Source organism: Streptomyces sp. NPDC023157 (genome assembly GCF_055560575.1).
The window spans coordinates 636,871-649,291 of record NZ_JBVHIL010000001.1; the positions used below are offsets into that span (position 1 = coordinate 636,871).

General features: G+C 73.8%; 12 protein-coding genes. 8 read left to right on the forward strand and 4 right to left on the reverse strand.

Annotated elements, in window-relative coordinates:
- Nucleotides 1-85 precede the first annotated feature (85 nt).
- On the forward strand, nt 86-847 hold the full coding sequence (locus ACZ3ZE_RS03015; protein WP_361163526.1) for a potassium channel family protein: 762 nt from the start codon (nt 86-88) through the stop codon (nt 845-847).
- Here ACZ3ZE_RS03015 and ACZ3ZE_RS03020 read toward each other — a convergent pair.
- Together ACZ3ZE_RS03020 and ACZ3ZE_RS03025 are read right to left on the reverse strand one after the other, a co-directional pair.
- Entirely contained in the window at nt 828-1,196 is a 369-nt protein-coding gene (locus ACZ3ZE_RS03020; RefSeq protein ID WP_361164683.1) for a peptidase inhibitor family I36 protein, read from the reverse strand. The genes ACZ3ZE_RS03015 and ACZ3ZE_RS03020 overlap by 20 nt on opposite strands.
- 142 nt (nt 1,197-1,338) lie before the next feature.
- On the reverse strand, nt 1,339-2,973 hold the full coding sequence (locus tag ACZ3ZE_RS03025; RefSeq protein ID WP_361163524.1) for an MFS transporter: 1,635 nt from the start codon (nt 2,971-2,973) through the stop codon (nt 1,339-1,341).
- A 128-nt stretch (nt 2,974-3,101) separates the two neighbouring features.
- Between ACZ3ZE_RS03025 and ACZ3ZE_RS03030 the strand changes: the two genes are divergently transcribed.
- From ACZ3ZE_RS03030 to ACZ3ZE_RS03060, 7 genes are all read left to right on the forward strand, one after another.
- Complete coding sequence (locus ACZ3ZE_RS03030) at nt 3,102-3,731, forward strand: TetR/AcrR family transcriptional regulator (RefSeq protein WP_363291237.1); 630 nt, start codon at nt 3,102-3,104, stop codon at nt 3,729-3,731.
- Between the two features lie 115 nt (nt 3,732-3,846).
- Nucleotides 3,847-5,058, forward strand: coding sequence for an alpha/beta hydrolase (locus ACZ3ZE_RS03035; protein ID WP_361163520.1), 1,212 nt, complete (start codon nt 3,847-3,849; stop codon nt 5,056-5,058).
- A 76-nt stretch (nt 5,059-5,134) separates the two neighbouring features.
- Complete coding sequence (locus ACZ3ZE_RS03040) at nt 5,135-6,001, forward strand: DUF4429 domain-containing protein (RefSeq protein ID WP_467257127.1); 867 nt, start codon at nt 5,135-5,137, stop codon at nt 5,999-6,001.
- Nucleotides 6,002-6,144: 143 nt separating this feature from the next.
- Nucleotides 6,145-7,551, forward strand: coding sequence for a sensor histidine kinase (locus tag ACZ3ZE_RS03045; protein WP_467257129.1), 1,407 nt, complete (start codon nt 6,145-6,147; stop codon nt 7,549-7,551).
- Between the two features lie 8 nt (nt 7,552-7,559).
- Nucleotides 7,560-8,243: a response regulator transcription factor gene (locus ACZ3ZE_RS03050; RefSeq protein ID WP_361163514.1), complete on the forward strand. Its 684-nt coding sequence runs from the start codon at nt 7,560-7,562 to the stop codon at nt 8,241-8,243.
- A 318-nt stretch (nt 8,244-8,561) separates the two neighbouring features.
- Nucleotides 8,562-9,542, forward strand: coding sequence for an alpha/beta hydrolase (locus ACZ3ZE_RS03055; protein ID WP_467257131.1), 981 nt, complete (start codon nt 8,562-8,564; stop codon nt 9,540-9,542).
- Nucleotides 9,539-10,744 (forward strand): acyltransferase family protein, encoded by a 1,206-nt coding sequence (locus ACZ3ZE_RS03060; protein ID WP_467257133.1) that lies wholly within the window; start codon nt 9,539-9,541, stop codon nt 10,742-10,744. Before ACZ3ZE_RS03055 ends, ACZ3ZE_RS03060 begins: the two co-directional genes overlap by 4 nt.
- Before the next feature lie 231 nt (nt 10,745-10,975).
- Here ACZ3ZE_RS03060 and ACZ3ZE_RS03065 read toward each other — a convergent pair whose 3' ends face one another.
- Nucleotides 10,976-12,007, reverse strand: coding sequence for an aldo/keto reductase (locus tag ACZ3ZE_RS03065; RefSeq protein WP_363291232.1), 1,032 nt, complete (start codon nt 12,005-12,007; stop codon nt 10,976-10,978).
- Nucleotides 12,004-12,414 carry a MerR family transcriptional regulator gene (locus tag ACZ3ZE_RS03070; protein WP_361163506.1) on the reverse strand — a complete coding sequence of 137 codons (411 nt, stop codon included), beginning with the start codon at nt 12,412-12,414 and terminating at the stop codon, nt 12,004-12,006. Before ACZ3ZE_RS03070 ends, ACZ3ZE_RS03065 begins: the two co-directional genes overlap by 4 nt.
- Nucleotides 12,415-12,421 lie beyond the last annotated feature (7 nt).

Below are 12,421 nucleotides of genomic sequence, written 5' to 3' on the forward strand. Positions count from 1 at the left end.
TATCCGCTGGTGAGGGCGGTGGGACCGGGCGGTCCCGCCGCCCTTCCGCGTTCCCTACGATGCCGGGCATGAAGGATCACCCGTCATGAAGGACCGCTGGGAAGCGCGCACCCAGACGCCGCTGCTGGTGCTGGCCGTGGCGTTCGGCGCGGCGTACGCCGTGCCGATCGTGGCGCCCGGCGCCGACCCGTGGGTGCACCGGCTGTGCACCCACGTGGAGTGGGCGGTGTGGGCCGCGTTCGCCCTGGACTATCTGGTGCGTCTCGCGCTCGCCCCGGCCAAGTGGGCGTTCGTGCGGGGGCATCCGCTGGATCTGCTCGCGGTGATACTGCCGATGGTGCAGCCGCTGCGGCTGCTGCGGGTGGTGTCGACGCTCCTCCTGGTGGGCCGGCGGGCCCGGATGGCCCCGCAGATAACGCTCACCACCTATGTGGCGGGCGCGGTGGTCGGGCTGATGATGTTCGGCTCGCTGGCCGTGCTGCATGTGGAGCGGGACGCGCCGAACGGCAACATCAAGACGCTGGGGGACGCGGTCTGGTGGTCGTTCACCACGATGACCACCGTCGGCTACGGCGACCACGCCCCGACCACGGGCCTGGGCCGGGTGCTCGCGGTGGGCCTGATGCTGTCGGGCATCGCCCTGCTGGGTGTGGTGACCGCCAATATCGCCGCCTGGTTCATCGCCCGTTTCGAGCGGGACGACGAGTCCGAGCGCCGGCAGCTGGAGCTCCTGGAGGCGCTGACGGTCGAGGTGCGGGAGCTGCGGGCCGAGGTCGCGCGCCTCTCGGTCCCGCCGCCCGGCACCCCGGACGTCCCGGCGCCGGCGCCTACCTCTCCCAGATCTTGAAGGCCCGGATCTGGTACGGCGTCTGGGGCACCCAGGTCCCCTTGCCCGGGTAGGTCTCGAACTCGCCGGTCTCCGCGCAGACCGCGGACTGGTAGGTGGTGACCGGCCGCCCGGTCCGGTTGGCGAGGGCCTGTGCGGTCGTCCCCGGTGGCAGGGCGACACAGCTCTCGATGTCGACCGAGGACAGCTCATGGGTCTGTGGCCGGCCCCTGAAGTCGGCCTTCGGCCACAGGCACAGCTGCCCCGGCCCGCAGGGCCCCAGGGCCGTGCCGCTCGGCGCCGCCGCCTCGGCCGGGATCGCGAGAAGGGTGGTCAAGGCCGCTCCCACGGCACCGACGGCCATCATCATCTTCGTATACATGCAGGTGAACCCCCGTTTCGTCACTCTCTGTAATCGAGAGCATGACGGAAGTGCCCCCGGAACGGAAGGGGGGCCGCCCCCGTTCACGCGAACGGGTGACGACCCCCCAGGGGACCTCGGGGCTCCCGGCTCAGATGTGGGCCGCGCCCGCACCCGCCTCCGCGTTGGCGCCGCGCTTGGTGAGCGTGGCGACCAGGGCGGCGAGGACGGCCACGACACCGGCGACGGTGAAGGCGAGCCCCATGCCGTCCATGAACGTGTCGTGGATGACCTTGCCGATGGTCTGGGCGATCTCGGGCGTCATGCCCGGCGCCTGGTCCAGGCCGGGCGGCACCATGCCGAACTCGGCGGCCTGCTCCAGGCGCGGGTCCGGCGGCGTCGGGATGCCGGCGCCCTTCCAGTTCTCCGCGAAGGCGCTGGAGACCTTGGAGGACATCACCGCGCCCAGCACCGCCGTGCCGAGGGCGCCGCCGACCTGCATGGCGGCCTGCTGCAGACCGCCGGCCACGCCGGAGAGCTCCAGCGGCGCGTTGCCGACGATGACCTCGGTGGCACCGACCATGACCGGGGCCAGGCCCAGGCCGAGCAGCCCGAACCAGAGGGACATCGCCAGCGTGCCCGTACCGGCGGTCAGGGTGATCATGCCGAACATCGCGATCGCGGTGCAGACCATGCCGCCGACCAGCGGGACCCGCGGGCCGAACTTGGTGATCAGCGCGCCGGCCAGCGGCGAGGAGACGATCATCATGCCGGTCAGCGGGAGCAGGTGCATGCCGCTGTCGACCGGGCTGAGCCCCTTCACGCCCTGGAGGTAGAAGGTGACGAAGAACAGGCCGCCCATGAAGGCGAAGGCCATCAGGACCATCAGCACCACACCGGCCGACAGCGGCACGGAGCGGAACATCGCCAGCGGGATGAGCGGCTCCTTGACCCGGGTCTCCCAGAAGGCGAAGACGCCGAAGAGGACCAGCGCGCCGACCAGGCAGCCCCAGGTGTTCAGGCTGGACCAGCCCCAGGACTCACCGGCCTTGATGATGCCCCAGATGAGGGAGGCCATGGCGCCGGAGAGCAGCACGATGCCGAGGACGTCGAAGGAGCGCGGGGCGTTCTCGGCGCGGTGGTCCTTGAGGATCACCAGGCCGAGGACGAGCGCGAGGACGCCGACCGGCACGTTGATGAAGAAGACGGACTGCCAGCTGACGTGCTCGACGAGCAGGCCGCCGACGATCGGGCCGCCCGCGGTCGAGGCGCCGATGACCATGCCCCAGATGCCGATGGCCATGTTGAGCTTCTCGGCGGGGAAGGTCGCGCGCAGCAGGCCGAGCGCGGCCGGCATGAGCAGGGCGCCGAAGAGGCCCTGGAGGACGCGGAAGGCGACGACGAGCCCGATCGAGCTCGACAGGCCGATCGCGCCGGAGGAGGCGGCGAAGCCCGCGATGCCGATGATGAAGGTCTGGCGGTGCCCGAAGCGGTCGCCCAGCTTGCCGGCGGTGACCAGCGCGACGGCCAGCGCGAGCAGGTAGCCGTTGGTGATCCACTGCACCTCGGCGAGCGAGGCCTGGAGGTCGTCCTTGATGGCGGGGTTGGCGATGGCGACGATGGTGCCGTCGAGCGCCACCATCATGACGCCCACTGCGACGGCGAACAGCGTCAACCACGGGTGACCGCGGAGCCCCTTCGCCTGAGCCGGGGCCGGAGTCGCGTCGGGCGTCCGGCCACCCCCCTGCCCTTGCGGGGTCTTTTCCACGGTGGTCTGACTAGTCATGCCGCGAGGCTAATGTCAGTCACTGACAATTGACTAATGAGTTCACGCGACGGTAACTGTCATGTTGCTCACAGGTACGCTGAGCTGGACGAAGTGACCGGAACGAGACGGGGAAGGGGTGCCGGGCGGTGACGGTTCCCGGGCTGCGCGAGCGGAAGAAACAGCGCACCCGTGACGCGCTGATCCGGGTCGCCCTGGAGCTCTTCACCACCCAGGGGTACGAGGGGACCACCGTCGACGAGATCGCCGACGCGGTCGAGGTCTCGCAGCGCACCTTCTTCCGCTACTTCGCCTCCAAGGAGGACGTGGCCTTCGCCGTCCAGCAGATGGTCGAAGAACGCTTCATGCGCGCGCTGACCGAACGGCCCCCCGAGGAGGGCCCGTTCGACGCGATGCGCAACGCCGTCCTGAGCGCCTGGGACACCATCGGCGAGGCCATCGCCGAGGTCGTCCCCGTCGAGCTGTACGTCCGCAGCTTCCAGGTCATCGAGTCCACGCCCGCGCTGCTCGCGGTCCACCTGCGCCGCTCCACGGAGATGGAGGAGTCCATCGCCCGGGTGATCGCCGAACGCGAGGGGCTCGACGTGGACGCGGACCCGCGCCCGAGGATCGCCGTCGCGGCGTTCAGCGGCGTGATGCGGGTGACCGGGCAGCTGTGGGGCCGGAGCGGGGAGCCGACCCTGGAGGCGATCCGCGCGCTCACCGAGCACTACCTCGACCACCTGGGGCCGGCGCTCGCGCCGTACTGGAGGAGCTGAACGGATCACCGGGCGCACGTCCGCGTGTACGGAACGTCACCGCGCCCCGCCCGCCAGGTGATCCGCGTCACTCGCCCACCCGGGGGTACGACCGCGCCCCCTAGGGTGGCTCGCAATGCCTCCTCTCGACGCCTCCCCCACCCTCTCCGCTTGGCGCATGATGCTCGCGCTCGCCGTGGTGTTCGTGTTTTTGGCGACCACCGGATGGACCACGATCCGGGATCAGAGCACGCCAGGGGAGACCCGCGAGAGCGCGCTCGCCGCCTGGGCCCACGGACGGGTCGGGCAGCGCCCGCTGCCCGACGCGGCGGGCCCGGCCCGGACGATCGCCGCCTTCTTCGCCTCCCTCTCCCCCGCGCAGCGGACCCGTCTCGCCGACCGCTACCCGCTCGTCGTCGGCAACCTCAACGGCGTCCCGGTCACCCTCCGCTACCGCGCCAACCGCGTCTCCCTCGCCCACACCCTCGACGCCGAGCGGAGCCGGGTCGACGACCCACGGCTCAACGCCGAAGGACTGCACGAGGCCCGCCGCCGCGTGGACCGCTTCCGGTCGCTGATGAGCCCGGGCCGCCAGATCCTGGCCTTCGACCCGGCCGGCACGGGACGGACCGCCGAGGTCCTCGGCGACCTGGACCGGGCCCGGCGGGTGTCGGTGATCGTGCCGGGCGTCGACACCAACCTGCTCACCTTCCAGAAGACCGCCCGGATGTACTCGGCCCCCGCCGGCATGGCCACCTCCCTGTACGCCGCCGAGCACCGCGCCGACCCGAGCGCCCGGACCGCCGTCATCGCCTGGGCCGACTACACCGCGCCCGTCGGCGTCGGGATCGACGCGGCCATCGGGCGGCTCGCCGAGAACGGCGCCGTACGGCTCGTCGACCTGACCGCCGCGCTGCCCGGCGACGCCCGGATCAGCCTGTTCTGCCACAGCTACGGCTCCGTGCTGTGCGGGGTCGCCGCGTCCCGGCTGCCCGCGCGGGTGACGGACGTCGTGGTCGCCGGCAGCCCCGGCATGCGGGCCGAGCACGCCGCCGACCTCGCCACCCCGGCCCGTATCTGGGCCATGCGGGACGCGGGCGACTGGATCGCCGACGTCCCGCACCTGGAGCTCGGCGGCGTCGGCCACGGGGCCGACCCGGTGGCGCCGGAGTTCGGCGCGCGGCTGCTCTCCGCGGCCGGGGCCAACGGCCACGCCGGCTACTTCGAACCCGGCACCGGGAGCCTGCGGAACTTCGCCGCGATAGGCGTCGGCGCGTACGGCGATCTGACCTGCGCCGCCGCGGACAGCGCTTGCCGCCGGGGAATCTCCGGTGCCGAAGCCGCCTGACGCGCGTAGATCACGGCGGATTTCGGGCGTTCCCACAGGGGCGACGCCGGGGCATACGCCGCATACGATGAGGCGTATGGGTGATGTGCTGGCCGGAATTCATGCCACCTGGCAGTTCGAGAGCGACGCCATCGTCATCCGTTTCGAACGGGGGATCCGCACGCCGAGGCTCTTCGGCACGCTGCGCGAACGGCGCATCCCGCACGAGGCGCTGGCGTCCGTGACGCTCGCCCCGGGCAAGCGGGGCACCGTGGTGCTGCACGCCGTGCCGCGACCCGGCGCCGATCCGCTGGTCGAGGCGGCGGCGGGGCAGCTGAAGGAAGGGGGCGACCCCTACCGGCTCGTGCTGCCCGTCGACCGCGAGGCGCAGGCCGCGTACTACCGCGACGAGCTGCTCGCGCGGCTCCCCCGGGACGCGGCGGAGCCGACGGACGGCTTCCTGGTCGCGGCGCCGGAGGGCCCGCAGTCCTTCAAGGCGTACGACGGGAAGGCCAGCTTCGACGGGTCCGCCCAGGTCGTCTTCCGCTGGTCCCGGACCGGGGCCTCCTCGGAGAAGTGGCGGGCGGGGGACCAGTTCTTCGCGGTACGGGAGCTGAGCGGGGTCGAGTGGCGCTCGCCCGAGTCCCCCGACGGCTGCCTGCGGCTGCTGCCGCGCGGGGCGGGCGCGGAATCGGCCCGGCCGCCCCACCCGGACCTGGACCCGGCCTCGGTGGTCTTCGGGCACCGTTACGGGCCGGTGCACGAGTCGCTGCCCTTCGCCGCCGCCGTGCTCGCCGCGATCCGCGGCTCCGCCCGCGTCCCCGCCGTCCCGGGCGCCGCCCGGCCCTACGACCCGGCGGGCGTAGGGGAAAGGATTCGCCACCTCGGCGAACTGCACCAGGCGGGCCTCGTCACCGACGAGGAGTTCTCCTCCAGGAAAGCGGAGCTGCTCGCCGAGCTGTAGGGCGGGGCGGGATCCAAGGCGATGCCCGGGGGCCTAGGCGATGCCCGCCCCCGTACCCCGTACCCCGTACCCCGGTATGACCCCGCACCCCACCCCCGGGTATGACGTCCGCCCCCGCCCGGCCTGCCTACCCTGGGCGGGCCATGAAGGATGAACAGCGGCGCCGACCGCGCCTCCCCCAGACCGCCGCCCGCGTGCGCGGGCGGCTCCAGAGCGCCGGGTCCCGGGCCGCCGGGCCGCTGCGTGCCGCCGGAGCCCGGGCCGCCGGGCCGCTTCGTGCCGTCGGGACCCGGACGAACGGGCTGGTCCGCAGCTTCGGGGTCGCGCTCGCGACGCCGACCGCCGACGGGGAGGCGCTGCTCGCCCGGGCGTCCTCGCCCTGGGTGCGGCTGCTTCCGTACGGGGTCGCGCTGGCGTTCGTCGCCACGCTGCTGCCCGTCACCGTCACCGTGCTCGTCCAGGACTACCAGGTCAACGGCGCCCTCGCCGGGGCGCTCGCCACCGCGCAGACCGCGCCCCTGCTGCTCGCCGTCACCCGGCCCCTCCAGGCCTGGTGGGTGATCTTCACGGCGGACGTCTTCGGCGGCTTCGTGCTGCTCGCCGCCGACGGGGTCGACGGGCGGCCCTGGCCGTGGACGCCGATGGTCGTGGTCGGCTATCTGGCGCTGATGCTGGCGCTCGGGCTCCGCGAGTCCCGACGGGCCCTCATCGGGGTGTGGCTGATGACCGGCGCCGCCGCGACCGTCTTCGAGCTCTTCTCGCCGCACCGGGCCGGCGGCATCACCCTGCTCCTCTTCGTGCTCAGCGGCGTCGTGCTGCTGATCACCGCGACCCTGCGGGGCCGCGGCGACGCCGAGCGGCGGCTCGTCGAGCAGGAGACCATCAGCGAGGCCGAGCGCGCCCGCCGCACCCTGCTGGAGGAGCGCGCCCGGATCGCCCGCGAGCTGCACGACGTGGTCGCCCACCACATGTCGGTGATCACCGTGCAGGCGGACTCCGCCCCGTACCGCATCCCCGGGCTGCCGGACGCGGCCCGCGAGGAGTTCACCTCGATCGCGGCCGGTGCCCGCGAGTCGCTCGCCGAGATGCGGCGGCTGCTCGTGGTGCTGCGCAGCGAGGGCGCGGAGGGCGAACGGGCCCCGCAGCCCGGGCTCGACCGGGTGCAGCAGCTGGTCGAGGCGACGGTACGGGCCGGGGTGCCGGCCGAACTGTCCCTCGCCGCCGACCTGGACGGCGTCCCCCAGGCGGTGGACCTGTCGGCGTACCGGATCGTGCAGGAGGCCCTCTCCAACATCGTCCGGCACGCGCCGGGCGCCGCCACCCGGGTGTCCGTCCGCCCGGACGGCGCGGGCTGGCTGAACGTCCTCGTCGTCAACGGGCCCGCCGCGGAGAAGGGCTCGCCCGTGGAGCGCGGTTCCGGGACCGGGCACGGGCTCGTCGGGATGCGGGAGCGCGTACGGTTGACCGGCGGCTCGCTCGACACCGGGCCGCTGCCGGACGGGGGCTTCCGGGTCGCCGCCCGGCTGCCGCTGGGACCGACCGACAGCTGAGGAAACCCGTGACCATCCGTGTGATCATCGTCGACGACCAGGCCATGGTGCGGGCGGGGTTCGCCGCGCTGCTCGCCGCGCAGCCCGACATCGACGTGGTGGGCGAGGCGCCGGACGGGCGGCAGGGCGTGGACGTGGCCCGCTCCACCCACCCGGACGTGGTCCTCATGGACGTACGGATGCCGGAGCTCGACGGGCTCGCGGCGGCGCGGGAGATCCTGAACCCGCCGCCGGGCGTGATCCACCGCCCCAAGGTGCTCATGCTCACCACCTTCGACGTGGACGACTACGTGTACGAGGCGCTGCGCGCCGGCGCCTCCGGCTTCCTCCTGAAGGACGCGCCCCCTGCCGACCTGATCGCGGCGGTCCGGGTCGTGGCCGCCGGCGACGCGCTGCTCGCGCCCTCGGTGACCCGGCGGCTGATCGCCGACTTCGCCGCCTCGAAGCCCGTACCGCGCGCCGACCGTGCGGCGCTGCGCCTCAACGGGCTGACCCCGCGCGAGTCGGAGGTCCTCGAACTGATCGCCCGGGGCCTGTCCAACCAGGAGATCGCCGAGCACCTGGTGCTCGCCGAGCAGACCGTGAAGACCCACATCGGCCGGGTGCTGGCCAAGCTGGACCTGCGCGACCGGGCGCAGGCCGTCGTCTTCGCGTACGAGTCGGGGCTCGTGACACCGGGTCAGGGGTACTAGCCCCCCCCGGCCGGGGGCGATGGGCTCGCCAGCCCCCTACCGGAGGGCGATGGGCACGCCCCCCCACCATCGGGGGCGATGAGCGCGCCAGCCCCCCACCGGAGGGCGATGGGCGCGCCAGCCCCCCTGCCGACCCCCCTGCCAGCCCCCCACCCCGCCGGTCCCCGGGGGTTAGCCCCACCCCCGTCGGGGGGCCCGCTGCTCCTCCTCCCCCTACCCCGGTATCGGTTCACGGTTGGCGCCCCGGTGTGACGCCCGGTCAGGCGTCCCCTTCCTACCTTCCTCTCGCCAACGACGAGAGAGAGGAAGGGCCACTCGATGCGCCGCTTCACGAGGACCCTGGCCGCCGCCGCGCTCACCGCGACCGTGGTGGCCGGGACCGCAGGCTGGGCTTCCGGCAGCAGCCGTCAGCCCGTGACGGGCGCCCCCGTCGGCACCGCCCAGTGGCGGGCCGACGGGCTGCCCGACCCCCAGCGCATGACGCCCGCTCAGACCGCCTCGTACTTCGCCTCCATGAGCCCCCGGCGGCAGCGGGAGCTGGCCGCCGCCCACCCCACCGTCGTCGGCAACCTCGACGGCGCCCCGCTCGCGCTGCGCTACGCGGCCAACGCCCGGGCCACCGGCGGCCGGTACGCCGGACAGCAGGTCCTCGCGTACGACCCGCGGGATCGCGGCCAGGCGGTCCTCGTCTACGGCGACCTTGCCAAAGCCGCGCACGTGGCCGTGATCGTGCCCGGGTCCGACACCGACGCGGGTCACCTCGCGCCGCTCACCCGCAAGGCCACCGCCCTGCGCGCGGCCACCGGCGGCCGAACCGCCGTCATCGCCTGGGCCGGCTACACCACGCCCGTCGGCGTCGGCCTCGATGCCGCCACCGGGAACCTCGCCGAAGCCGGAGCCCGGCGGCTCACCCGCCTCACCGAGGGGCTGGCCGCCGTCGGCGCCGCCGAACCCTCCGTCTTCTGCCACAGCTACGGCTCCGTCGTCTGCGGGCTCGCCGCACCCGGCATCCAGGTCAAGGACCTCGTCGTCCTCGGCTCCCCCGGAATGCGCGCCGACAACGCCGCCGCCCTCGGCACCAGCGCCCGCGTGTGGGCCGCCAAGGACCCCACCGACTGGATCGACCGGATACCGAACGTCCAGGTGGCCGGCCTCGGGCACGGCACCGACCCCACCGCCCCGGAGTTCGGCGCGCGCCGCGTCGACGCCGGTGACGCGCAGGGCCACGACGGCTACTTCGCCCCCGGGACCGCGTCCCTGCGCACCTTCGCCGCCATCGCCGAGGGGGTCGCCCGATGAGTTCGACACAGACCCTCGCCCGGCGCATCGAAGCCGGAACGCCCGCCCACCGCGACCGCGCGATCGACGGGCTGCGCGCCCTCGCGCTGCTCGCCGTGCCCACCGGGCACTGGCTGCTCGGCGGATTCACGCTCTCCGCCGACGGCGCCATCCACAACGCCAGCCCGCTCTCCGCATTCGGCGGCCTCGCCCCCGCCAGCTGGATCCTCCAGATGCTGGGCATCTTCTTCCTCGTCGGCGGCTACGCCTCCGTGCTCTCCTACCGGCGCCACCAGGGCCCCCTCCGCGACTGGCTCAAGGCGCGGCTCGCCCGGCTCGGGCGCCCGGTGCTCGGCGTCACCGCCGTGTGGGCGGGGCTGCTGCCGCTCCTTCATTACGGGTTCGGCGTGCCAGGCGACACCCTGCGGACGGCGTCCACGCTCGTCGTGCAGCCGCTGTGGTTCGTGGGCGTGTACGCGGTCGTCACCGCGCTCACCCCGTACTGCGTCCGGGCCGCCCGCCGGCTCGGCGTGTGGGCGGCGGCCCCGCTGCTCGGCTCCGTCGCCGTCGTCGACCTGCTGCGCTACGGGCCGTACGCCGACGCCATGCCGTCCTGGCTGAGCGTCCTCAACATCCTGCCCGGCTGGCTCTTCGCCTACCAGCTCGGCGTCTCCTGGGGCGAGGGCCGGGTCACCCGGCGGCACGCCTGGGGGCTGCTCGCCGGCGGCGCCGCACTCTTCGCCGTCCTCCTGCTGTGGTGCGGCTACCCCGCCTCCATGGTCGGCGTCCCCGGCGAGGCCCGCACCAACTCGCACCCGCCGTCGCTGCTCGTGCTCGCCCTCGCCGCCACGCAGAGCGGCGCCGCGATCCTGCTGCGGGACCGGCTCGGGAAGCTGCTCCGCAAGCCCGCGCTGTGGGCGCCGGTCGTCGTCATCAACCTCTCCGCGATGACCATCCTGTGCTGGCACCAGACGGCGATGCTGACCGCCGCGATCCCCGCCTCGTACGCGGGGGAGATCACCGGTCTGGTCGGGGCGCCCGACTCGGTCGGCTGGATCCTGGCGCGGCTGGCCTGGATGCCGGTCTTCGCGGGGCTGCTCGTCCTGATCGGGCGGTACGCACGGGGCTTCGAGTCCCCGTGGAGCCGGACCGGCACCGTGAGGCGGGCGGTCGCGGGGGTCTTGGCGGCGGGGTTCGCGGTGTTCGCGCTGGGGTTGGCGTGAGGTGGGGGGCGGTGCGGGTGCGGGTGCGGTGCGGGTGCGTGCGGGTGCGGGTCGAGGCACTGGGAGCGGAGGCGCCGCTAAGGGCGCCGTCCCGTGTGCCCACCCGTCCCGCCCTGCGGGACGATTGCCCACACGGCGGGGGGCGGGGGGCTGGGTGGGCGCGGGGCCCTGCGCGGGGCGGAGGGGGGCGCGGGGCCCCGTCGCCCGGCGGCGGTGGCCCCGCCTCGGGGACTAGCCCTCCCGTGCCGCCGACGTCGACGTCATGTCCGGGTAGCGGTCGCCCGCCACCTGGGCGGCGATCGGCTCCAGGGCGGCGAGCTGGGGCTCGGTGAGGGTGATGTGGGTGGCGGCGGCGTTCTCCTCCAGGCGGGAGCGCTTGCGGGTGCCGGGGATGGGGACGACGTCCAGGCCGTGTACGGCGGCGCGCTGCTGGACCCAGGCGAGGGCGATCTGCGCGGGGGTCGCCGTGTGCTCCTCGGCGATCGTCCGGACGGGGGCGAGCAGGGCCGCGTTGCGGGCCGCGTTCTCGCCGCTGAAGCGCGGCTGGTGGCGGCGGAAGTCCGCGTCGGACAGCTCCTTGGAGGCGTCGGCGAACGCGCCGGTGAGGAAGCCCCGGCCCAGCGGCGAGTACGGGACGAAGGTCACGCCGAGTTCGGCGGCGGCGCCGACCGCGCTGCGCTCGACGTCGCGGGAGAACAGCGACCACTCCGACTGGAGCGCGGCGATCGGGTGCACCGCGTACGCCTCGCGCAGCTCGGCTCCCGTCACCTCGCTCAGGCCCAGGTGCCGGACCTTGCCCTCCTGGACGAGCTCGGCCATCGCGCCGACGGACTCGGCGAAGGGGACGTCCGGGTCACGGCGGTGCATGTAGTAGAGGTCGATCGTGTCGATGCCGAGGCGGCGCAGGCTCGCCTCCACCGCTCCGCGGATGTACGCGCGGTCGTTGCGGATGCCCCGGTAGAAGGGGTCGTCGGCCCGCCGCTCGATGGCGAACTTGGTGGCGATGACGATCTCGTCGCGGTGCGCGGCGACGAACGGGGCCAGGAACTCCTCGTTGGCGCCCTGCCCGTAGACGTCGGCGGTGTCGATGAGGGTGACACCGACCTCCAGGGCCGCGTCGAGGGTGTCGCGGGCGGCCTTCTCGTCGGTGTCGCCGTAGAACTCGCTGATGCCCATGGCGCCGAAGCCTTGGACGCCGATCTCCGGTCCGTCCTGGCCCGCGCCGAGTCGTACGGTGCCGATCCTGCCGTTGCTGCTGCTCATGAGGTGCTGCCTCCGCATACGGTGCCGTAGTGGTCGATCTTGAGGTCGAGCACGGCGAGGGTGTCCTGCAACTCGGCGATCCGGGTCAGGACGTCGCGCCGGGTGGTCTCCAGGAGCGCGCGCCGCTCGGCGTGGGTGTGGGCGCCTTCGCGGACGAGCTCCGCGTACCGCACCATGTCCGCCACCGACATCCCGGTCAGCCGCAGCTTGCCGACGAAGGCCAGCCAGTCCAGGTCCCGCCCGGTGAAGCGGCGCTGCCCGGTGTGCGACCGGTCGACGTGCGGCATGAGGCCGATCCGCTCGTACCAGCGCAGGGTGTGCGCCGACAGTCCGGTCAGGGCGGCCACCTCGCTGATCGTGTAGCGGTCCTTCCGCACCGGGGCTGTCGTGCTCTCGATCAAGCTCATACCCCCA

Coding starts and splice junctions, on each gene's coding strand:
- ACZ3ZE_RS03015 (WP_361163526.1), top strand. CDS start 86: ATGAAGGACCGCTGGGAAGCGCGCACCCAGACGCCGCTGCTGGTGCTG.
- ACZ3ZE_RS03020 (WP_361164683.1), bottom strand. CDS start 1,196: ATGATGATGGCCGTCGGTGCCGTGGGAGCGGCCTTGACCACCCTTCTC.
- ACZ3ZE_RS03025 (WP_361163524.1), bottom strand. CDS start 2,973: ATGACTAGTCAGACCACCGTGGAAAAGACCCCGCAAGGGCAGGGGGGT.
- ACZ3ZE_RS03035 (WP_361163520.1), top strand. CDS start 3,847: ATGCCTCCTCTCGACGCCTCCCCCACCCTCTCCGCTTGGCGCATGATG.
- ACZ3ZE_RS03040 (WP_467257127.1), top strand. CDS start 5,135: ATGGGTGATGTGCTGGCCGGAATTCATGCCACCTGGCAGTTCGAGAGC.
- ACZ3ZE_RS03045 (WP_467257129.1), top strand. CDS start 6,145: ATGAAGGATGAACAGCGGCGCCGACCGCGCCTCCCCCAGACCGCCGCC.
- ACZ3ZE_RS03055 (WP_467257131.1), top strand. CDS start 8,562: ATGCGCCGCTTCACGAGGACCCTGGCCGCCGCCGCGCTCACCGCGACC.
- ACZ3ZE_RS03060 (WP_467257133.1), top strand. CDS start 9,539: ATGAGTTCGACACAGACCCTCGCCCGGCGCATCGAAGCCGGAACGCCC.
- ACZ3ZE_RS03065 (WP_363291232.1), bottom strand. CDS start 12,007: ATGAGCAGCAGCAACGGCAGGATCGGCACCGTACGACTCGGCGCGGGC.
- ACZ3ZE_RS03070 (WP_361163506.1), bottom strand. CDS start 12,414: ATGAGCTTGATCGAGAGCACGACAGCCCCGGTGCGGAAGGACCGCTAC.